Below are 21,592 nucleotides of genomic sequence, written 5' to 3'. Positions count from 1 at the left end.
ACGCCGCAGCCAGCGGCGCAAGACATCCCGCCGGACAAAGCGGGTGGGGACGACAAAAAGCGATAATCAAAGAGGAGAACGCGATGATCAGCCTGTCAGCCAAGACCCTCGTCAAGACATTTGCCGCGGCCGCGCTCGCCGCCGCCACCCTGCAAGGCGCGGCCTTGGCCCAGGCCCTGCCGGGCAAGGGCAAGACCGTGCGCTACGCCCAGAGCGACAGCCTCGGTGCCAACTACGTCACTGCTCAGATCGTCAGCCGGGCGCTGAAGGAACTCGGCTACGACGTGAAGATCTCGACGCTGAACACCACCCTGTTCTTCCAGGCCGCGGCGCAGGGCGATCTCGATCTTGCGACCGACGTCAACATGCCCCAGCGCGAGCCGGCCTTCCGCGCCGTCGAGAAGCAGGCCGAGCTGATCGGCGGCGGCATGATCGTCGGCGGCGGCGTCAACGGCTACCTGATCGACAAGAAGACGGCGACGGCACACAACATCACCAGCCTCGCCCAGATGAAGGACCCCAAGCTCGCCGCGCTGTTCGGCAAGGACGGGCGCGCCGATCTGATCAATTGCGATCCCGGCTGGAGCTGCGGCGACGTCGTCGATTTCCAGCTCGACAAGTTCGGCCTGAAAGACACGGTGCGCTCGGTGCGCGGCAAGTACGAGACGCTAATGGTCGAGGCGGTGGCGCGGGTGAAGCGCGGCGAGCCGGCCTTCTTCTACGCCTGGAGCCCGTCCTGGGTGAACAATGCGCTGATCCCGGGCGAGGAGGTCGTCTGGCTGCCGACGCCCGAGGATGCGCTGCCGCCGAACGTGCCCAATCGCGGCTCGGCCCTCGTGCCCGGCGTCAAGGGCTGCGCCGGCGGCGCCGACCCCTGCCGCATGGCGATGGCGTCGTGGAACTGGGCGTCTGTCGCCAACAAGCAGTTCATCGCCGCCAACCCCGCCGTCAAGGTGCTGATCGAGCAAATGAAATTCCCGCTGCCGACCTGGTCGGGCTGGGAGTTCAGCATCAACAAGAACGGCGCGAGCAGCGCCAACGTCAACCGCATGGCCGATGAGTGGATCAGCCAGAACAAGGCGACCTTCGACAGCTGGGTGAAGATCGGCCGGGACGCTGTCTGAGTCCATTCGTGAAAGAAAGCCGGCCCGTGGCAGGCCGGCTTTCCCTAGATCATGAGCGAGAGCCGGCCGCTTGGCCGGCTCTTTTCGTCAAAGCGCTGCCTCCACGGCGCGCCGCGTCGCGTCGACCACCAGATCGGCTTCCTGTTTCGTCAGGCACAGCGGCGGTGCGAAGCCGAGGATGTCGCCCTGCGGCATGGCGCGGGCGATGACGCCCTGTTCGAGCAATGCCGCGGCGATGCGCGGGCCGACCTTCTGCGAGGCGTCGAAGAATACGCGGTCATCCCTGTCGCGGACGAATTCGACAGCTGCCAGCAGGCCCTCGCCGCGGACCTCGCCGACATGGCGATGGCTGCCGACGGCCTCCCTCAGCGCCGCATTGAAATAGGCGCCGACCTCGCCGGCATTGCGCACGAGATCGAGCTCGTCGACGAGTTCGAGATTGGCGACGCCGGCGGCCGCGCAGAGCGGATGCGAGGAATAGGTCCAGCCATGGCCGATCGGGCCGTATTCGTCCGAGCCCTGCTCCAGCACGCGCCAGAGCTTTTCCGAGACGATGACGCCGGAGAGCGGCGCATAGGCCGAGGTCAGGCCCTTGGCGATGGTGATGAGGTCGGGCTCGATGCCGTAATGGTCAGATCCGAACATGCTGCCGAGGCGGCCGAAACCGGTGACGACCTCGTCGGCGATCAGCAGGATGTCGTGCTTCCTGAGCACTGCCTGGATCTTCGCCCAGTAGCCGGCCGGCGGCGGCACGATGCCGCCGGTGCCGAGCACCGGCTCGCCGATGAAGGCGGCGATTGTGTCCGGGCCCTCGGCCTGGATCAGCTCCTCGAGCTTGTCGGCGCAGTGCTGCGAGAACTGCTCTTCGCTGAGGCTGCGATCCTCGCGGCGGTAGTAATAGGGCGCCTCGGTATGCAGGACCGGCGCCTTGGGCAGGTCGAACAGATTGTGGAAGGCGGCGAGGCCTGTGAGGCTGCCGGTCATCACGCCCGAGCCGTGATAGCCGCGCCAGCGCGAGATGATCTTCTTCTTCTCCGGCCGCTTCAGGACGTTGTTGTAGTACCAGACCAGCTTGAGATTGGTCTCGTTGGCGTCGGAGCCGGAGAGCCCGAAGAAGACCCGGCTCATGCCCTTCGGCGCCCGCTCCACCACCATCTTGGCGAGCCTGATCGACGGCTCAGAGCCATGGCCGACATAGGCGTGGTAATAGGGCAGCCTGGCCGCCTGCTCGGCGATCGCGTCCGTGATCGATTTGCGGCCATAGCCGACATTGACGCAATAGAGCCCGGCGAAGGCGTCGAGGCTGCGCTTGCCGTCGCGATCGACGATGTAGACACCCTCGCCACCGGCGATGATGCGATTGGACGTCTCGCCGCGGGCATGCTGGCCCATATGCGTCGAAGGGTGGAAGAAGTGGTCGCGGTCCCAGGCGTCCAGTTCGTTGTCGGTGCGGGCGGGGTGGTCGAGCATCGCAATCATCCTGATGAAGGGGGAGGGAGCCTCAGTTCAGGTCGAGGCAGACATATTTGAGGTCGGTGAAGGCCTCGAGGCCGTGGCGCGAGCCCTCGCGGCCGACGCCGGATTGCTTCATGCCGCCGAAGGGTATCGGCGCGCCGGTGATCTTGACGCGATTGACCGCGACCATGCCGTAGTCGAGCGCCTTGGCGAGGCGCGCGGCTCGGGGGCCGTCGCGGGTCACGACATAGGCGACGAGGCCGTATTCGCTGTCGTTGGCACGGGCGACGACCTCGTCCTCGCTGTCGAAGGGGGCGATGGCGGCGACCGGGGCGAAGGTCTCCTCGCGCATGATCAGCGCCTGGTCCGGCACGTCGGCGAGCACGGTCGGCGCCAGGAAAAGCGGCCCGGGCAGGGCGCGCTCCGGCGTCAGTCGTTTCGCGCCGCGTGCCAGCGCATCGGCGATCTGGGCTTCGGCCTTGCGCTTGGCGGCGGCATGCATCAGCGGCCCGATCTCGACGCCGTCCTCAAGCCCGGCGCCGACCCGCAGCGCTGCTGTCCTCTCGGCGAAGGCGATGGAGAAACGTTCGTAGAGGCCGCGCTGGACATAGATTCGGTTGGCGGCAAGGCAGTCCTGGCCGGAGGTCGCGAATTTGGCGTCGATCGCGATCGCCACGGCGCGGTCGAGATCGGCATCGTCGAAGAGGATCAGCGGGGCATGGCCGCCGAGTTCCATCACCATGCGCTTGACGGTCGCGGCCGCATTACGGGCGACGATGCGGCCGATCTCGGTCGAGCCGGTGAAGCTGACGGCGCGCACCCTCGTATCGGCGCAATAGGTCTCGGCGATCGGCGCGGCGTCGCCGGTGACCACGTTGAAGACGCCAGCCGCCAGGCCGGCGCGGTCGGCGAGCTCGGCCAGCGCCAGCGCCGAGAGCGGCGTATGCGAGGACGGGTGGGCGACGACGGTGCAGCCGGCGGCGAGCGCGGCGGCAGCCTTGCGCGTCAGCATGGCGGAGGGGAAGTTCCAGGGCGTCAGCAGGGCGGCGACGCCGACCGGCTCGCGCGACAGCGACATCTGCGCACCCCGGAGGTGGCTGGTAACGCCTTCGGCGTTCACCCGCATCGCCTCTTCGGCGTAGTAGGCGATGAAGTCGGCGGCATAGGCGATCTCGCCGCGCGATTCCGCCAGCGGCTTGCCCTGTTCGAGCGTCATCAGCAGCGCGAGATCGTCGGCCGCTGCCAGCATCGCCGCATGCCAGCGTCGCAGCAGCACGGCGCGCTCCTGCGGCAGCAGCCCTTTCCAGGCCGGGAAGGCGGCATGAGCCGCGTCGATCGCCTGCGTCGCTTCGCTGGCCCCCAGCGCTGCGACCTGCGCGACGAGGGCGCCGGTCGCGGGATCGGTCACCGGTAAGGTCTCGCCGTCTGGCGCGGCGGTCCAGCGCCCACCGATATAGGCCAGCTGCCGCAGCAAGCGGCGGTCGGCGAGGCGCGACAGGCCAGGATGCTCGGCCGGCTTGGCGATCGTCGCTTCCCGTTTTGCCATGCTCGTCATCGTGCTCATGACCATCCTCCCTCGGTTGAACGAGGCTAGGCGGAAGGCCGGCGAGACTGTCTTCGAAGTGCCGGCTCTGTGCCGAGGCAGTCTCGGAAATTCGGGGTGGCGCCGATAGAATTTCGGTGCGCACTCAGCCCAGCACGGAGGCCAGGAATTCGCGGGTGCGCGGCTGCTCCGGTGCGCTGAAGATGCGCTCCGGCTCGCCCTGTTCGCAGATGCGGCCCTTGTCGAAGAAGCAGACCCGGTCGGAGACCTCGCGGGCGAAACGCATCTCGTGGGTGACGAGCAGCATGGTGAGATCATGCTCGCTGGCGAGGCCCCGGATGACGGAGAGCACTTCGCCGACGAGCTGCGGATCGAGCGCCGAGGTCGGCTCGTCGAAGAGCAGCACGCGGGGACGCATGGCAAGGGCGCGGGCGATGGCGACGCGCTGCTGCTGGCCGCCGGAGAGCTGGGCGGGAAAATGGTCCTTCTTGTCGGCGAGCCCGACCATGGCGAGCAGGTCGACGGCCCGGCATTCGGCCTCGCCGCGGGGCAGGCCGAGCACCCGCACCGGCGCCTCGACGACATTGCGCAGAACGGTCATGTGCGGGAACAGGTTGAAGCTCTGGAAGACCATGCCGACATGGCTGCGGATCTGGCGCAGATGCCCGTCCGAGGCCTTGAACGGGCCGCCGGCATTCGGCTCGTGATAGGGAATGCCGGCGAGAGTCAGGCGGCCTTCCTGGAAGGGCTCCAGTGTCATCAGGATGCGCAGCACCGTCGACTTGCCCGAGCCCGACGGGCCGATCAGCGTGACCTTCTCGCCGCGCGCGACGCTGAAGTTGAAGTCGTCGAGCACGGTCAGCGCGCCGAAGCGTTTGGTCACGCCGGCGAACTCGATGATGGGCGCCTGAGTGGTCTCGGTCATCGCAGCGGGATCCCTGCTTTCGGCAGCGCCTTCTGCAGCCGGTGCAGGCCGGCCGAGCAGATCAGCGTGAGGAGAAGGAAGATCAGGCCGACCAGCGTCAGCGGCACGAGATATTCGAAGGTACGCTCGCCGATCATGTTGGCGAGGCCCATCATCTCGAGGACGGTGACGACGGAGAGCACCGGCGTCTCCTTGATCATGGCGACGAGGTAATTGCCCATCGCCGGCAGGATGCGCGGCACGATCTGCGGCACGACGATGTCGCGATAGGTCTGCAGGCGGGAGAGGTTCAGTGCGGTCGCCGCCTCCCATTGCCCGCGCGGCACGGCCTCGATGCCGCCGCGATAGACTTCGGAGGTGTAGGCCGAATATTGCAGCCCGAGCGCAAGCGCCCCGGTGAGGAAGGCCGGCAGCGTAATGCCGTAGTCGGGCAACACGTAATAGAGGAAGAAGAGCTGCACCAGCAGCGGCGTGTCGCGCAGGAACTCGACGACGATGGCCGTCGTCCAGGATACGGCCGTGATGCGGCTGCGCCGCAGCAGCGCGAAGACCAGGCCGAGCACCAGCGCGATCGCAAAGCCCGCGGCGGCCGCCTGCAAGGTCACGGAGAGGCCGATCAGAATGATCGGCAGGATCGAGGATGCGTAGGTCAGCGGCGTCGTCGTATCCCATTCGAAGCCGTACATCATGCGCGGCTCCTCACGAATGCGCCGCGCGCGGGAAGGCTGCGCCGCGCCGGACCAGCCGCTCGATCAGCCGCATGACCAGCATCAGCACCAGCGACATCGCGAAATAGCCGACCAGCGTCAGGCTGTAGACGCCGGCGCTGTCGAGGGTGAGGTTGCGGATCGACTGCGCCCGGAAGGTCAGGTCCGCGATGGAAATCAGCGAGACCAGCGAGGACAGTTTCAGGGTCTCGATGGCGAGATTGCCGAAGGCCGGCATCATCTCGACCAGCGCCTGCGGCAGGGTGATGTGGATCAGCGTCTGGGCCCGGCCGAAATTCAGCGCACGCGCCGCCTCGTGCTGCTGGACGGAGACCGATTGCAGGGCGCCGCGGACGATCTCCGAGCCATAGGCGCCGACATGGAGCGAGAGCACGAGAATGCCGGTGGCGACCGGCTCGAAACTGATCCCGACGAGCGGCAGGGCGTAGTAGAACCAGAACAGCTGGACGAGCAGCGACGTCCCGCGGAAGAGCTCGGTGTAGCAGAGCGCGACCAGCGACAGCACGCGCCCGCCCTCGACGCGGGCAATACCGGCCGCGAAGGCCGCGACGGCGCCGATCGCGATCGCCGACAAGGTGATGCCGGCGGTGATCAGCGCGCCGCGCGACAAGGCGGGCAGATAGGACAGCCACTCCATCCGGCAGGCTCCGCGACAACGTTGAACAGGCGGGGAGCTCCGCTCGCCTCCCGGGCGAGCGGAGCCATGTCTGTCGGAAACCTATTTTCCGGCGCAGAGATCCTCGACCTTGCGCTCCGCCGCCGCCTTGATGCTGGCGTCCGAGAGGCCGTAGGTGCCGAGGATCTTCTTGTAGTCGTCGGTCTTGCGGAACTCGACGAGGGCGGCGTTGAAGGCGTCGCGCAGTTCCTTGTCCTCGGGCCGGAAGGCAAAGCCTCCGAAATTGCGGACGGGCTTGCCGTTGACCACCGGGTCGGTGAAGGGCGCGACCTGCTCGACATTGGCCTGGCCCTTGGCCAGCGAGGCGACGGTGAGCTCGGTCGCGGCATAGGCGTCGGCGCGGCTCTGCACGGTGGCGAGCGCGTCGGCATTGGCGGTGATGAAGATCACCTGGCTGTCCTTCACGCCGACGGCGCGCAGGAAGTCGATATTGTTGGCGCCGGAGACGACCGCAACCTTGAGCGACGGGTCCTTGGCGATATCGGCATAGGTCGTCAGCTTCTTCGGATTGCCCTTCTTCACCAGCAGCCCCTCGCCATAGGAGGAGTTCGGTTCGGTGAAGGAGACCTGCTTGCAGCGCTCGGGCGAGATGTTCTGCTCGGCGGCGACGAAGTCGAAGCGCTTGGCCTTGAGGCCGGGGATCAGCGTGCCGAAGGGCGTCACCGACCAGTTGGCCTCGGCGATGCCGAGCTTCTTCAGCACGGCGTTGGCGACGTCGGGGCCGATGCCGGCGGAAGTCCCATCATCCTTCATATAGGAATAGGGCACCTCATTGGCGGTGGCGATGCGGATATAGCCCTGGTCCTTGACGTCCTTGAGGCTGGTGGCGCCGGCAGCGGCGAGGCCGGCGGCGAGAGCAATGGCGGAGAAACCCGCGATCTTCAGGAACAGCATCTACAATTCTCCTCTGGTTGATGTTTCTCCGCATGCCGATTGCTTCGGCTTCTCTGGCGTCTTCGCGCCGGCGGTTGGCTTGGACCGGTCCCCCGGCCGAACGGGTTCAGGGCGCCTCCGTCAGCACGGCGACCACCGAGAGGCAGTCGCCGGCCTTGATGAGCCCGGGGACGTGGCGGGCGGCGAGCACGCCGTCCATCGCGGCCTGGTATTCGGCCGGGGCGAGCCCGGTCTTTCCGACGGGATAGACCCGGGCGATGACCTCGCCGGCGCGCACGGGCTCGCCGAGGTCGTGCTCGAAGACGATCAGTCCGTCGTCCTGCGCGAAGCTGAAGCAATCGGCCGAGGGCATGTCGAGCCAGCTTGTCGGCGTCGTCTCGGGCGTTCCGGCAAGGATGCCGGCATGCCTCAGCAGATTGCTGGCGCCGCGCCGGGCGATACCGATACTGCGCGCGCTCGCCGTTCCCGCGCCGCCAAGCTCGGTCGTGACGAAGACCTTGCCCATCGCCTCGACGGTGGTGTCGAGCATGCCGACGGCGTCGATCTCCAGCATCTTCATCGAGTAGGGCGCGGAGAAGGCGGCGACCGCCGCAAAGCAGCGCGCCTCCTGCGCCTTGTCCGGCAGTTCGTGCGCCGCGGCGTAGGGCAGGAAGTCGAGCGTCTTTCCGCCGGAATGGAAGTCGAGGACGATGTCGGCCAGCGAGACGAGATGGCGCGTGACGTAGTCGGCGATCTTTTCGGTTACACTGCCATCCGGACGGCCCGGAAAGCTGCGGTTCATGTTGCCCTTGTCGATCGGGGAGGTGCGCGTCCCCGCCCGGAAGGCCGGATAGTTCAGCGCCGGCAGGATGATCACCCGGCCGGTGACGTGGGCCGGGTCGAGGGTCCGGGCCAGCTCGAACAGCGCCGCCGGTCCCTCATACTCATCGCCATGGTTCGCGCCGATCAGCAGCGCGGTCGGCCCGTCGCCCTTGGCGATCATGCAGACCGGGATCATGACCGAGCCCCAGGCGCTGTCGTCGCGGCTGTAGGGCAGGCGCAGGTGCCCATGCTGGATGCCCTGCGCCGAGAGGTCGATCGTCGGCGTCACCGGCGAGGGACGGGGCGAAGCGGTCAGCATCGCCTCAACCCTTGACGAAGAGCCGGCGCGGCACGTTCGACAGGCATTCGACGCCGGTCTGCGTGATCGCGATGCTCTCGGTGATCTCGAGGCCCATATCCTCAAGCCAGAGGCCGGTCATGAAGTGGAAGGTCATGCCGGGCTTGAGCTCGGTCCGGTCGCCGGGGCGCAGGCTCATCGTACGCTCGCCCCAATCGGGCGGATAGGACAAGCCGATCGGGTAGCCGGTGCGGTTGTCCTTGATGATCCCGTACTTTTTCAGCACCGCGAAGAAGGCGTTGGCGATGTCCTCGCAAACGTTGCCCGGCTTTGCCGCGGCGAGCCCGGCCTCCATGCCTTCGAGCGTCGCTTTCTCGGCATCGAGGAAGGCCTGCGTCGGCTTGCCGAGGAAGACGGTGCGCGAAAGCGGGCAATGATAGCGCCTGTAGGCACCGGCGATCTCGAAGAAGGTGCCTTCACCGATACGCATCGGCTTGTCGTCCCAAGTCAGATGCGGGGCGGAAGCATCGGCGCCCGAAGGCAGCAGCGGCACGATCGCCGGATAGTCGCCGCCGAACTCGGCCGTGCCGCGGATGCCGGCGTCGTAGATCTCGGCGACGAGATCGCATTTGCGCATGCCGGGCTCGACGACATCGACGATGCGCTGGTGCATTAATTCGACGATGCGGCCGGCCTTGCGCATGTAGTCGAGCTCGGTGGCGCTCTTGACCGCGCGCTGCCAGTTTACCAGCCCGCCGGAATCCTTGAAGCGGACGTTCGGCAGATGCTTTTGCAGCGAGGCGAAGGCAGCCGCCGAGAAGTAGTAATTGTCCATCTCGACCGCGATCGAGAGCCTGTCCCAGCCGCGCTCCCCGATGATCTGCGCGAGCAGGTCCATCGGATGGCGCTCGGTCGACTGCACATAGTGGTCGGGATAGCCGATGATATTGGCGTGGCCGATGTAAGCAGTGCGCTTGGCGCCGTTCGCATCCTGCTTGCGGCCATACCAGATCGGCTCGCCGGTCGGCGGCACCAGCACGCATTGATGGACGTAGAACGACCAGCCGTCATAGCCGGTGAGCCAATGCATGTTCGAGGGATCGGTGACGATCATCAGCTCGAGCCCGGCACGCTCCATGGCAACGCGGGTCTTGGCGAGGCGCTCGGCATACTCCTCGCGGGTGAAGTTCAGGGTCACGGTCACGCGGTGTCTCCCGCTTCGGCTTTGGTGTCGATGGTCTGCCCGGCGCCGGCAGTGCGGGCGCGGGCGGCGGCAAGATTGGCGATCGCGGTGTCCTGCACGCCGGTGCCGGTCAGGTCGGCGAGGGTGATCTCGTCGGAGCTCGTGCGGCCCGGACGCTTGCCGGCTATGACCTCGCCGAGCTCGGCGAAAACCTGGTCGGCCGTCGCGACGCCGGCGCGGATCGCATGGGGAAGCTCGCCCAAGCGACGCGTCTGGCTGAGGCGGTCCGCGACATAGGTCGCGCGGGCGAAGACAGCCGGATCGACCTCGTTCTTGTGCTCGCTGTCGGAACCCATCGCCGTGACGTGCTGGCCGCGCTCGAGCCAGTCCGCCATCAGGATCGGCCGCTCTGCCGGCGTGGTGGTGACGATGACATCGGCCCCTCGCATGGCAGCTTGCGGATCGGCGACGGCGGCGACGGCAAAGCCGAGCTTGCGGGAGAGCTCGCGTGCGGCCTCATTGGCCTTGCGCGGATCACGCGCCCAGAGCCGGGCCTCGCGGAGCGGCCGCACCAGCGCCAGCGCTTCGAGCTGGAGCCTCGCCTGCATGCCGGCGCCGAAGATCGCAGCGACCGCAGCATCCGGCCGGGCGAGATGCCGCGCTGCGACGGCTCCGGCGGCGGCCGTCCTGACATCGGTGAGATAGCCGTTGTCGAGAAGCAGCGCCTCGACGAGGCCGGTCCTGGCGCTGAACAGGATCATCAGCCCGTTGAGGCTAGGCAGACCAAGCCTGGGATTGTCGAAGAAGCCGGGGCTGACCTTGATCGCGAAACCGCCGAGGCCGGGCACATAGGCGGTCTTCACATCGACCTCGCCGCGGTGCTCGGGAATGTCGAGCCGCAGGATCGGCGGCATCGCGACCGGCCTGGTGGCGAGCGCGGCGAAAGCCTCCTCGACACAGGCGATCGCACTCAGGTCGAGCCCGACGATGCGGCGCAGGTCCGCTTCGGTGAGGACGAGCATGCGGCTCATGCGGCGGCTCCGGAGACAATGCGCCGGTGCATGGCCTCGTCGATATTGCGGCCGGAGACGATCAGCGCCGTCGGCCCATGCAGACTGAGCTTGCCGGCGAGCAAGGCGGCGATGCCGACCGCGCCGGCACCCTCGACGACTTCATTCTCGACAAGAGCGGCATGGCGGATACCGGCCGCGATCTCGGCTTCGCTGAGCAGCACGACCTCGTCGATGAGGTCGCGGCACAGCGCGAAGGTGACGCGGTTATAAAGGCCGATGCCGCCGCCGAGCGAATCCGCCAGCGTTTCCTCTTCGACCACGTCGACGGGCCGGCCGGCGGCGATCGCCGCGGCCATGGCGGCGCCGCGCTCCATCGAGATGCCGACGATTCTCGTGGACGGCCGCAGCGCCTTGACCGCGACGGCAATGCCGGCGGCCAAGCCGCCGCCGGAGAGCGGGATCAGCACGCAGGAGAGATCGGGCAGGTCCTCGATCAGTTCGAGGCCGATCGTGCCCTGGCCGGCGACGACGTCAGGGTGATCGAAGGGGGGAATCTGAATGAGCCCGTGCTCGGCGACCAGCCACTCGACCTCGGCCTGCGCATCATCCTGGGAGCGGCCGACGATGCGGACCTGCGCGCCGAGCGCGCGGATCGCCTCGACCTTGTTTGAAGGCACCAGCGCCGACATGCAGATGGTGGCGGCAAGGCCGAGCTCGCGGGCGGTGTAGGCGACGGCACGGCCATGATTGCCGGTCGACGCGGTCACGAGTCCGCGCCGGTGCTGCTCGTCGCTCAATGCCAGCACCGCATTCATCGCGCCGCGCAGCTTGAAGGCGCCGATCGCCTGGCGGGTTTCGAGCTTGAGATGGACCGTTTGACCGCAGAGGCGGCTCAGGGAAGGGGAGGTTACGAGCGGCGTACGCACCACCCGGCCGGCTATACGCGCCGCGGCGGCTTCGATCTCACGCAGTGCGACGACGGCCAGCGGCGCGGCCGCTCGTTCTGCTTCCGCGGTGGCAAGATGCGGTTTGGTCACCGGCATTCCCCTCTCGCTTGTCATGCTGCGAGGGGTACAATTTCATGTCAATTATTATATTGTCATGATTCAATTATGCCGGACATGAGCCAAAGGCGGCAATGACACGGCAAAGTGGGCTCTTTCGCCGCCGCCCTCAGCCGATCGCGCCGATGTCGAAAACCGGCGGAAGCTGCTCGAAGGTCTGGCCTATCGTCGTCAGTGTCCGGGCCAGCAGTTCATGGCTCATCCGTCCACCCAGGCAGATGCGGATGCCGCCGCCATGATTGGGGCCGGCGACGAAGGGGTCGGACGGTGTCACAGCCACGCGCCGGTCGGCGAGCGAGCGTACCAGGCCGTCCTCGGTCCAGTACGCGGGCACCTTGAGCCAGGCGCAAAGCGAGAGCGGATGGCTCGAGGCGACATGGCTCCCGAGCGTCTCCGAGACGATGCGCTGGCGCGCCTTCGCCTCCTCGCGCTGAACAGCAAGAAGCCTTTGCGCCGTGCCGTCCTCGACCCAGCGTGTCGCGATCTCGGCGGGCAGATAGGTGCCGCTCCAGCTCGTCACGCGCAGGATCGAGGCGGCGCGGATCGAATATTGCGGCGGCACCACCAGATAGCCGACGCGCAGGCCGGTGAGCACCGTCTTGGTGAAGCTGGTGAGGAAGAAGCCGAGCTCGGGCAGCATCGCCGTGATCGACGGCAGCGGCTCGGGGATCAGCGGCTTGTAGACCTCGTCCTCGACCACGAAGACGCCATGGCTCTGCGCGATCTCGGCAATGGCACGGCGGCGCTCTGGGCCGGCGACATGGCTCGTCGGATTGTTGAGCGTCGGGATGAGGACGAGCGCCCGGACGCCGCCGGCGCGGCAGGCGGCCTCGAAAGCCTCGGGGCGGATACCTTCCTCGTCGGTCGGCAGCCCCTTGAGGCTGAAGCCGAGGACGTTGGCGAGGCCGATGACGCCGTGATCGGTCAGGTTCTCGGTCAGCACGATATCGCCGGCGCGAACCACGCAGGCGAGAGCAAGGAAGAGCGCATGCGCAGCGCCGTTGGTGATTAGCACGCGCTCGACGGAGGTCTCGACGCCGAGCGGCCCAAGCCAGAGGCGCGCCGCTTCACGATGGCGATCAAGGCCGGCGATCGGCCGGCACGGGCGCATGAAGGGACTGGTGTCGCCCTCGGCCAACGCCGCCAGCGCCTGGCGCGAAGCCGCCTCATGCGCATCGAGATAGACCCCGCGCACGATCGAGAGGTCGACGACCTCGGTCGGGCTGCGGTCGAGCATCAGCCGGCCGGCCTGTTCGGTGACGCGGCTTTTCACGAAGGTTCCGCGCCCGACCTCGCCGCTGAGATAGCCGAGGCGCTCGGCCTCCTTGTAGCTGAGGCTGACGGTCTGGACGGAGATGCCGAGCTCGCGGGCGAGGTCGCGATGAGTCGGCATCCGGTCCATCGGCTTCAGGACGCCGGCGTCGATGTCGGCGATAATGCGCTCGGTCAGCGCGGCGTGCTTGGTCGCGCCCTTCTGCTTGGTCAGGGCCGGATGCCATTCGACGGCCTTCTCGACTATGGGAGAAAGCCTGGCGCCCGAAGGCTTCTCGGCTTGACGGAACATGGGATTGTCTCGTTCTTAGGAAGCAGAATTCATGACATTATGCACGCGTGGTCGCCGAAGATGAAGCTCGATCCCATCGATCTCAAGATCGTCGCGGCCCTGCAACGCGATGGCCGCATGACCAAGCTCAAGCTGGCCGAAACGGTGGCGCTGTCGCCGGCTGCCTGCTGGGAGCGGCTGCGCCGGATGGAAGAGGCCGGTGTGATTAGGGGTTACACCGCCATCGTCGATCTGGCGCCCGACGCGCCGCGGTCGGTTGTGATCGTCGAGATCAGCCTGAAGAGCCACCAGCAGGCTGATTTCCGGCGCTTCGAGGAGGCCGTGGCGAGAGAGCCGGCCATCGTCGCCTGCGATGCCACCGGCGGTGGTATCGACTATATCATGCGGGTGGTCGTGCCGGACATCGACAGCTATCAGCGCCTGATCGACCGGCTGCTCGACCCTGCGATCGGGATCGAGCGATACTACACTTATGTCGTGACCAAGAGCATCCCAATCACTAAGGCGCATTTGTCCATATAGCGGGGATCACGAATCCAACCAACACCGCTTCGATCACAGCTATCCGCTTCTTCTTCGCTTGCCTGTTGGTATCGGACCACAAACGTGATCAGGCTTGGATATCAGCTTTCACGCGATCCGGATTTGGCGCGCCTCACCCAGTTGAGACGTGCCTGACCGCAAAGACAACTGTGATCTCCCGGGGAGCATCACATTGGCTGCTTCATAGAGCAGGTCCGCATGCGCTGGTCACCCACCTTGGCGATGCTGCCGACATAGTCGATCTCGCCGGACTGATAGCGATGCGGTCGCGAGAGCGCCGGAAGCGTGCAGGGTCATCGACGGCAGCCGTGAAGGCCAGTGCGGTGAGCTGCCCGACGCCAGGAATGGTCTTAACCGACGGAAACATAGTTTCCCGTCTCGACGAAACCGCACCATGGGACCGCCTTCGGTCCGGACGCGAGCGTCAGCGCTTGGCCTTGCCCACCTGCTCGTCCAGCGCCCGGACATCGTCATGAGGACAGCCAGGCATCCCTGCTCGCCCTTTTCGAAGACGAGCTTGGCTCAACCACGCTCATCAGCGTCGGCCGCCGCCCGAGCCTCGATGCGTTCCACGGCCGTCGGCGTGCGATGAGCACGTCCGCCACAGGCGCGATCATCGTGTCCAGCGACCTGTCAAGCGAGGCGGGTAGCCCGTCTGATCAAGAGAGGGACGCGATCGTTCCCGTGATAGAATTCGGGCGCGCCCTGAGGCCGCGAGCTTCGGCAATAATAAAAGACAATCTTGCCGAAAAATAAAACTGCCCGATTTGGTGGATTTATGCGCGGTGGCGAAGTTCTGGCCGGAACTAAAGACGCTCGAAACTAGTTCTCGCAACGTTCCGCTCCGGCGGAGGATCATCAGAAACTGGACTGGCTCGAACCGACGCCGGAGGTCTTCGGCGGAGCGTTGGCGCTCGACCGAAGGGACCGGAGTGGACGTTGCGTATCGGGATCATCGCTCACCTCAAGCACGCCATCCGCGAGCCATTCGCCGGCGGGTTGGAAATGCACACCTCCATGCTGCAGGGAGCGCTTCGTCGCCGCGGTCATGACGTGACAGTCTTCGCATCGTCGGGATCAGAGCGGGACGCCTGTGTTGAAGCCATCTGTGACGAAACATCGCTGACGCAGGTCGGATGCGACGAGGCCCCCGACAAGGTCCTTTTCCAGGAGCACCACGCCTACCTCTCCCTCATGAATGCATTGAGGCACCGGGACTTCGATCTGATCCATAACAACTCGCTGCACTACCTCCCCGTCGCCATGGCCGACGCGCTCCCCATGCCGGTCGTCACGACGCTTCACACGCCGCCATTCGCGTGGCTCGAAAGTGGCGTTCGGTTGTGCAATGCCCCGAATGCGACATTCGTCGCCGTCTCCGAGTCGATCCGCCGCAAATGGAACAAGGTCGCGCCGATCGAGCGTGTCGTCTTGAACGGTATTGACCTCGAGCGCTTCGCCTTCCGCTCCGACCCGGCGGTGCAGCCATATTGGATCTGGTACGGTCGGATCGTTCCCGAAAAAGGGCTCCATCATGCCATCGCGGCCGCCGCGCTGAGTGGAGCGACGTTGCTAATCGCCGGCCCAATCTCCGATCAGGACTATTTCGATCGCGAGGTCGCACCACGCCTCGACGAGCGCGTCAGATATCTGGGCCATCTTGCCCATTCCGAACTCGCCGGCATCATCGGCGGCGCTCGGGCCTTCCTGTGTACGCCCTGCTGGGAAGAGCCGTACGGCCTCGTCGTCGCCGAAGCGTTGGCTTGCGGTGTTCCCGTAGCAGCTTTCGCCCGGGGAGCAATCCCGGAATTTCTGAATGCCGCGACCGGCGTGCTGGCTAGCCCAGATGACCCGTTTTCCTTGTCGCAGGCGGCGCTGGCTGCCGAACAGCTCGACCGACACGCCTGCCGGGAACACGCGATCAGGCGCTGCGACTCCGCCCGGATGAACGACGAGTACGAGGCGCTGTATGCCGATCGCATCGCAGCCGCACCGCAAACGAAGTTCGCCGCCTGAACCATTCCCAGCTCACGCAAGGAGCCCTCTCATGGCCTCTTCTCCAAAAAGCGACACCAAGAAGATCGACGCCAAACCCGGCAACGGCGGCGAGTTGCACCAAACGGCCTCGACGCCGGACACGCGGATCACGACCAATCACGGCACCCCGGTGAGCGACAATCAGAATTCGCTCAAGGCGGGCACTCGCGGGCCGACGCTGCTTGAAGACTTCGTACTGCGGGAAAAGATCCAGCACTTCGACCACGAACGGATCCCCGAGCGGATCGTCCACGCCCGCGGTTCGGCGGCTCACGGCTTCTTCGAGCTCACCGAGTCCCTGGCAGAGTTCTCGCGAGCCAAGATCCTCACCGAGGTCGGCGTCAAGACCGAGGTGTTCACCCGCTTCTCGACGGTTGCCGGTGGCGCCGGTTCGGTCGACACCCCGCGTGACGTGCGCGGATTCGCGGTCAAGTTTTATACGAAGGAGGGCAACTGGGATCTCGTCGGCAACAATATCCCGGTGTTCTTTATCCAGGACGCGATCAAGTTTCCCGACCTGATCCATGCGGTTAAGATGGAGGCGGACCGCGGCTACCCCCAGGCCGCCAGCGCCCACGACACGTTCTGGGATTTCGTCGGCCTGATGCCGGAATCGACCCACATGATCATGTGGGCGATGTCGGACCGGACGATCCCGCGCTCGCTGCGGATGATCGAGGGCTTCGGCGTCAATACGTTCCGCCTGCTCAACGACGACGACGAGCCGACCTTCGTCAAATTCCATTGGCGCCCGAAGCTCGGGACCCAGTCGACGTGCTGGGACGAGGCCGTGAAGATCGCCGGCGCCGACCCGGACTATCACCGCCGCGATCTGTTCGAGGCGATCGAAAAAGGCGACTTCCCGGAATGGGAGTTCGGCGTGCAGTTGCTTAGCCAGAAAGAGGCCGACGCACTCCCCTTTGACATCCTCGACGCGACGAAGGTGATCCCGGAAGAGCTCGTGCCGATCCGCCTAATCGGCCGGATGGTGCTGAACCGAAATCCCGACAACTTCTTCGCCGAGACCGAGCAATCGGCGTTTTTACCAACCAATATGCCGCCGGGCATCGACGTCTCGGAGGATCCGCTGCTGCAAGGTCGCCTGTTTTCCTATCAGGACACCCAGCTCTCGCGGCTCGGCACCGTGAATTTCCACCAATTGCCGATCAACAGGGCGAAAGGTTGCCCGTTCCAGAACTTCCAGCGCGACGGACAGATGCAAACTCAGGTGTTCAAGGGCCGCGCGAATTACGAGCCCAATAGCCTTGCACAAGCGGGCGAAGACGGGGGCCCTCGCGAGGATCCCACCGGGGGATTCCGGACGACAGCTGTCCCCGTCGAGGCGCAAAAGGTCCGGCTGCGGTCGGAAAGCTTCGCCGACCACTATAGCCATGCGCGACTGTTCTTCCGCTCCCAAAGCGAGATCGAGCAGGCCCATCTGGCCAGCGCGCTCGTGTTCGAGCTCTCCAAGGTTTCGCTCGAACATGTCCGCAGCCGGGTGATGGCCAATCTCCTCAACGTTGACGAGACGTTGGCTCAGCGCGTGGCCGACGGTCTGGCCATGACGCTCCCGAAGGCCTCGGATGCCGCAGTGGAAGCCATCGACATGGAGCCGTCCCCGGCCCTCCGGATCGTCGGCAAGTATCCAGAGACCCTAAAGGGGCGCTCGGTCGGGATCCTGGTTTCGGACGGCGCCGACGGAGCTTTGGTCACGGCGGTCAAGTCGTCGGTCGAAGGCGAAGGCGGCACCGTGAAGATCGTCGCGCCCAAGATCGGCGGCGTGAAACTCAAGGACGGAAAGATGCTTAAGGCCGACGGGCAGCTCGCCGGTACGCCGTCCGTTATCTTCGACGCGGTCGCTATCATCCTTTCCGAGGAAGGTTGCGCAATGCTGTTGAAGGAAGGCGCCGCGATCGACTTCACGAAGGACGCCTTCGGTCACCTGAAGGCGATCGGTTACAGCCCGGAAGCCAAGCCGCTGCTCGACAAGGCTGGCGTCGAGCCCGACGACGGCATCGTCGCACTCGGCAAGGCGAAGGACGCCTTCCTCGCTCCGGCGCGAACGCGACAGTGGGCCCGGGAGCCCAGTGTTCGCATCCTGGCCTGACGATGAGGTCGCGCGTAAAGGAGCGAGCGCCAGCGGCTGCTGGCCCAACGGCCGGGGCTCCGTTTTGCATCTGCGTTCCGGCTCGCAACGAGGAAGAGCGCTTGCCTCGCCTGCTCCGGGCGCTGGCCGAACAGGATGTCGAAGGGTCGGTCCCCGTCGCGATATGCATCAACAACACCACGGACGCCACGACCGAAGTCGTTGCGGCCGTCGGGGAACGCTATCGCGGCCGACTCCTTCTCAGCGCCGATGTGATGGAATTTCCGCCAGACCTGGCGCATGCAGGGTCGGCGCGCGCGTCCGCCTTGGCGGCCGGCGGGAAGCGCGTCGTGCCAGCTGACGGCGTACTGATCACGACCGATGCCGACGCTCGACCGCCGGCAAACTGGCTATCGGCCAATCTGGCCGCTATCGCGGCCGGGGCTGACATCGTCGGTGGGCGGCTGGTTCTCGACGAGGACGAGCGGATGCCCCCGGCATCGCGGCAAGTCGGGAGCTATGGGATCGTTACTGGATTGCCGTGAGGGCGATCGAGGATGAGATCGACCCGTGTCCCTGGGATCCTCCTCCTCGGCATGGCGACCACACCGGCGGCAGTCTCGCGATGACGTGCGAGATGTACCGCCGCTCAGGCGGCGTTCCCCTGATGGCATCGGGCGAGGATCGGGCTCTCGTCGAGGCCGCCATTGTCGCCGGTGGTCGCCTCGTTCACCCCCTTGACGTCTGGACGCGGGTCTCGGCGCGTTTGGATGGCCGTGCGACTCATGGCATGGCCGAGATGATGAGGCGCATGATTGATGCAGCCTCCGGCGGCGCTGCCGAGATGGTGCCGGCGCTCCGCCACTGGCGCGAGCGCGCAAAGTGGCGTCGCGAGACGCGGCGGGCAATTTGCTCGGCAAGCGGCTTCATTGCGGCTGAGCATGCGCTCCCTCCGATGCCCCATGACGCCGTGCTCGCCGAGATCGACTGGGTCGGGGCGAGCGGCTCCGACGCGGGCACCATACGGTGAGTGGTGGCATCGGCTACTACGTCCATCATCACGGAGATGGGCATCGACAACGGGCCCTGGCGATCGCCCGCTCGGCTCCGCTGGCACAGATTACCTTGATCGGCACCGGGCTCGCAGGTCGCACCGAGGGTCTTGCTTGCCTCGACCTGCCCGATGACCGCCTTGCCGAGGGCTTGGGGTTCGACGGACACGATCATATGGGCGATCGGCCGCGCGCCTTGCATTACGCGCCCGTGCATCACGATGGCATTCGCTAACGCGCTGCTCGGCTGACGGATTGGATTGAGCGCGAACGACCTGCATTGCTCGTCGTGGACGTTTCGGTCGAGATCGCGATGCTAGCGCGACTGGCTGCCACACCCACCATCTACTTCAGGCTCGGCGGCTTGCGCGACGATCCGGCTCACCTCGACGCCTTCCGCGGAGCCCGCGCTGTCCTTGCGCCCTTTCACCGCGAACTTGACGAACCCGGCATGCCTGACTGGGTACGATCCAAGACCCGCTACTGCTCCGGACTTTCGGTTTCAGCTCGATCGGTCGAGCCAAGGCGACGGGACACTATCCTTGTCGTCTTCGGCAACGGAGGCGCAGGCGGCGATGGCGATGCGCTCGCGGCGGCGGCCCGTGCCGCGCCCTCGCAGCAATGGCGCGTCATCGGACCGGCCTCGCGGCCGAAGGCGTGTCCTGAAAATCTCTCGCTTCTCGGCTGGGTCCAAGATGCCGGGAGCGAGATCGCGCGCGCCGGCCTCGTCGTCGGCGCGGCGGGGGATGGTCTCGTCAGCGCGGTGATAGCGACGGGCAGCCGCTTCATCTGCCTCCCCGAGCCACGGCCTTTCGATGAGCAGATCTCCAAGGCCCGGCGTCTTGCCGCGCTCGGCGTCGCGATCGTGCTCGAAAGCTGGCCGGACGCCTCGGATTGGCCGGGACTGATCGCCGCCGCAAATGACATCGACCCTGATGGCGCGGCAAGGCTGCACGACCCGGACGGCGCGCGCCACGCAGCCGATTTCCTCATCGCGATCGCCAGGGAGGGCAAGCCTCGTGCATCAACGTAATCGAGTGCGAAGGGAGGATGGCGCGGCGTCCAGTGCTCCGCAGCCGGATTTCAGGCCGGTCCTCCAATCTGTGTTCTCGCGGCTAGTCGAATGTGGCGCGCGTTACGATGCCGCCCCACTCTTTCCGCTGGAAAGTGTCGAGATCCTGAGCCGCTCCGGTTTGCAGCGCGTGTTCGCCCCTCCGGCGAGCGGCGGTGTAAGCTTCGCGGACGCACGGGCCGAGAACGCGGCGTTGCTCGATGTGCTCCGGATCATCGGTCGCGCCGATCTGAGCTTGGGACGAATCTTCGAGGGCCATGTAAATGCGCTCAAGCTTTTCACATGGCTTGGCTCCGATGAGCAGAGGGCGAGGCTGGCATCGGCGCTCGACGAAGGAGCGTTCTACGGCGTCTGGGCAACCGAGCCGCCCCCGGGTGTTACCGTCCGTCGCGAGGTTACGGACTGGCTCCTGACCGGATCCAAAGCCTTTGCGACAGGGGCGGGTGGCTTGGCCTTCGCCATCATCACCGCGCGACGGGAGGACGGCGATACGCAACTCGTCGTGGTCCCTGCGGACGATGCGGGCCGCACCGATCTCTCAGGATGGCGCGTGCGGGGCATGCGTGCGACCGGCAGCGGAAGTTACGATCTCACGGGCATGCAACCGAGCGAAGACCAGTTCCTGGGCGATCCTGGAGACTATACGGCCGAGCCGCGCTTCACTGCGGGTGCATGGCGCTTTCTAGCGGTCCAATTGGGTGGCATCGAGGGCCTGCTCGCAGAAACACGTCTCACCATGTCGCAGACCGCGCGCAACGATCCGCTGCAGCGGCTCAAATTCGCCGAAGCGGTGGCCGCGACCCGCACGGCCTATCTCTGGGTGCGGGAGGCAACGCAGCGTGCTGCGGACGATGCCTCGGATGCCCCGAACTTCGTGCGCATGACCCGCGGCGTCGTCGAGCGCGCGGCGCTCGACGTTATGGAGCTCTCGGCCCGGATCGTCGGCACGCGCAGCGCCTTCGATGGCCAGCGGATCGACAAGATCACCCGGGACCTCAGCCTGTATTTGCGTCAGGCTGGCCCGGATTCCGCGCGCGACCAGGCCGCCATCGCCTGGCTCGACCACGACGTCTGGGGCGAGGGCGACCTCCTGTGGTGACGCGAAGCCTATCGGCGCGAGCCTTCGCGACGAGCCAGATGGCATCGGCTCGCTGGCTCGTGATTGCGCCTCATGCCGATGACGAAACGCTCGGCTGTGCTGCACTGATTGCGCATGCGGCCTCCCGCGGAGCGCTCGCGCGTGTGGTCATCCTCACGGATGGCGTCGGCTCGCATCCCCATGACGGCTCCGCGTCACGTGCCCGCCTCATTGCGGCCCGTCGCCACGAGGCGGCACGGGCTATGCGGATACTGACTGGCCGGGGCCATCCGCCTCCAATGTTTCTGGAATGGCCGGATGCCCAACCATACGCGCCCGCCGAGCCCCGCTTCGAACGTTCAAGGCGAAGGCTGGCAGCCCACGCTCCCCTCTGCAGCGTCCACGCCGAGTTCGGGTTCAGCAATAGGGCCCTGTTGATCGCCGACGACGCGTGTT

General features: G+C 66.2%; 21 protein-coding genes and 1 pseudogene. 10 read left to right on the top strand and 12 right to left on the bottom strand.

From position 1 onward, the window contains the following. Window positions 1-83 precede the first annotated feature (83 nt). The gene (gene proX, locus V7S63_RS28395; protein WP_336532784.1) at window positions 84-1,124 is read left to right on the top strand and encodes a glycine betaine/L-proline ABC transporter substrate-binding protein ProX; all 1,041 of its coding nucleotides are present in this window, start codon (window positions 84-86) and stop codon (window positions 1,122-1,124) included. Window positions 1,125-1,211: 87 nt separating this feature from the next. Here the strand turns inward: proX and V7S63_RS28390 are convergent, their stop codons facing one another. The 11 genes from V7S63_RS28390 to ehuR form a co-directional block, all read right to left on the bottom strand. Continuing rightward, complete coding sequence (locus V7S63_RS28390) at window positions 1,212-2,594, bottom strand: aspartate aminotransferase family protein (RefSeq protein WP_336532783.1); 1,383 nt, start codon at window positions 2,592-2,594, stop codon at window positions 1,212-1,214. 31 nt (window positions 2,595-2,625) lie between these two features. Then, entirely contained in the window at window positions 2,626-4,134 is a 1,509-nt protein-coding gene (locus V7S63_RS28385; protein ID WP_442896536.1) for an NAD-dependent succinate-semialdehyde dehydrogenase, read from the bottom strand. Window positions 4,135-4,267: 133 nt separating this feature from the next. After that, window positions 4,268-5,047, bottom strand: a complete 780-nt coding sequence (gene ehuA, locus V7S63_RS28380; RefSeq protein ID WP_091837004.1) for an ectoine/hydroxyectoine ABC transporter ATP-binding protein EhuA — start codon at window positions 5,045-5,047, stop codon at window positions 4,268-4,270. Next, window positions 5,044-5,736, bottom strand: a complete 693-nt coding sequence (gene ehuD / locus V7S63_RS28375; protein WP_091837002.1) for an ectoine/hydroxyectoine ABC transporter permease subunit EhuD — start codon at window positions 5,734-5,736, stop codon at window positions 5,044-5,046. Before ehuD ends, ehuA begins: the two co-directional genes overlap by 4 nt. 10 nt (window positions 5,737-5,746) lie before the next feature. Next, window positions 5,747-6,412, bottom strand: a complete 666-nt coding sequence (ehuC, locus tag V7S63_RS28370; RefSeq protein ID WP_336532782.1) for an ectoine/hydroxyectoine ABC transporter permease subunit EhuC — start codon at window positions 6,410-6,412, stop codon at window positions 5,747-5,749. Window positions 6,413-6,493: 81 nt separating this feature from the next. Beyond that, window positions 6,494-7,345, bottom strand: coding sequence for an ectoine/hydroxyectoine ABC transporter substrate-binding protein EhuB (ehuB, locus tag V7S63_RS28365; protein ID WP_091836997.1), 852 nt, complete (start codon window positions 7,343-7,345; stop codon window positions 6,494-6,496). Between the two features lie 106 nt (window positions 7,346-7,451). After that, on the bottom strand, window positions 7,452-8,465 hold the full coding sequence (gene doeB, locus V7S63_RS28360; RefSeq protein ID WP_336532781.1) for a N(2)-acetyl-L-2,4-diaminobutanoate deacetylase DoeB: 1,014 nt from the start codon (window positions 8,463-8,465) through the stop codon (window positions 7,452-7,454). 4 nt (window positions 8,466-8,469) lie between these two features. Beyond that, entirely contained in the window at window positions 8,470-9,648 is a 1,179-nt protein-coding gene (gene doeA / locus V7S63_RS28355; protein WP_336532780.1) for an ectoine hydrolase DoeA, read from the bottom strand. Next, entirely contained in the window at window positions 9,645-10,658 is a 1,014-nt protein-coding gene (gene eutC, locus V7S63_RS28350) for an ectoine utilization protein EutC (protein WP_336532779.1), read from the bottom strand. Before eutC ends, doeA begins: the two co-directional genes overlap by 4 nt. Continuing rightward, window positions 10,655-11,683, bottom strand: a complete 1,029-nt coding sequence (eutB, locus tag V7S63_RS28345) for a hydroxyectoine utilization dehydratase EutB (RefSeq protein WP_336532778.1) — start codon at window positions 11,681-11,683, stop codon at window positions 10,655-10,657. Before eutB ends, eutC begins: the two co-directional genes overlap by 4 nt. Before the next feature lie 130 nt (window positions 11,684-11,813). Then, the gene (gene ehuR / locus V7S63_RS28340) at window positions 11,814-13,268 is read right to left on the bottom strand and encodes a MocR-like ectoine utilization transcription factor EhuR (protein WP_336532777.1); all 1,455 of its coding nucleotides are present in this window, start codon (window positions 13,266-13,268) and stop codon (window positions 11,814-11,816) included. Between ehuR and V7S63_RS28335 the strand changes: the two genes are divergently transcribed. Continuing rightward, a complete protein-coding gene (locus tag V7S63_RS28335; RefSeq protein WP_336532776.1) occupies window positions 13,257-13,790 on the top strand; it encodes an Lrp/AsnC family transcriptional regulator in 534 nt (177 codons plus the stop codon). The two genes, ehuR and V7S63_RS28335, sit on opposite strands and share 12 nt — an antisense overlap. Before the next feature lie 183 nt (window positions 13,791-13,973). Here V7S63_RS28335 and V7S63_RS28330 read toward each other — a convergent pair. Beyond that, a pseudogene (locus tag V7S63_RS28330) lies at window positions 13,974-14,160 on the bottom strand (transposase); the annotation flags it as partial. 590 nt (window positions 14,161-14,750) lie between these two features. Here V7S63_RS28330 and V7S63_RS28325 point away from each other — a divergent pair. From V7S63_RS28325 to V7S63_RS28290, 8 genes are all read left to right on the top strand, one after another. Then, entirely contained in the window at window positions 14,751-15,827 is a 1,077-nt protein-coding gene (locus V7S63_RS28325; protein ID WP_336532775.1) for a glycosyltransferase family 4 protein, read from the top strand. A 31-nt stretch (window positions 15,828-15,858) separates the two neighbouring features. After that, the gene (locus V7S63_RS28320; RefSeq protein ID WP_336532774.1) at window positions 15,859-17,955 is read left to right on the top strand and encodes a catalase; all 2,097 of its coding nucleotides are present in this window, start codon (window positions 15,859-15,861) and stop codon (window positions 17,953-17,955) included. A gap of 101 nt (window positions 17,956-18,056) precedes the next feature. Further along, entirely contained in the window at window positions 18,057-18,479 is a 423-nt protein-coding gene (locus tag V7S63_RS28315; protein WP_442896535.1) for a glycosyltransferase family 2 protein, read from the top strand. Window positions 18,480-18,571: 92 nt separating this feature from the next. Further along, window positions 18,572-18,964 (top strand): hypothetical protein, encoded by a 393-nt coding sequence (locus tag V7S63_RS28310; RefSeq protein ID WP_336532772.1) that lies wholly within the window; start codon window positions 18,572-18,574, stop codon window positions 18,962-18,964. Further along, window positions 18,961-19,221: a hypothetical protein gene (locus tag V7S63_RS28305; protein ID WP_336532771.1), complete on the top strand. Its 261-nt coding sequence runs from the start codon at window positions 18,961-18,963 to the stop codon at window positions 19,219-19,221. Before V7S63_RS28310 ends, V7S63_RS28305 begins: the two co-directional genes overlap by 4 nt. Before the next feature lie 78 nt (window positions 19,222-19,299). Then, entirely contained in the window at window positions 19,300-20,019 is a 720-nt protein-coding gene (locus V7S63_RS28300) for a hypothetical protein (RefSeq protein WP_336532770.1), read from the top strand. Then, window positions 20,006-21,157, top strand: coding sequence for an acyl-CoA dehydrogenase family protein (locus tag V7S63_RS28295; protein ID WP_336532769.1), 1,152 nt, complete (start codon window positions 20,006-20,008; stop codon window positions 21,155-21,157). Before V7S63_RS28300 ends, V7S63_RS28295 begins: the two co-directional genes overlap by 14 nt. Window positions 21,158-21,195: 38 nt before the next feature. Then, on the top strand, window positions 21,196-21,592 hold a 397-nt coding region (locus V7S63_RS28290; protein ID WP_336532768.1), incomplete at its 3' end, for a PIG-L deacetylase family protein.

This window comes from Allobosea sp. CCNWLY174 (genome assembly GCF_037120455.1).
GTDB lineage: Bacteria > Pseudomonadota > Alphaproteobacteria > Rhizobiales > Beijerinckiaceae > Allobosea > Allobosea lupini.
The sequence above is the reverse complement of the archived record's forward strand: the minus strand, read 5'-3'. Positions and strand labels throughout refer to the sequence as shown.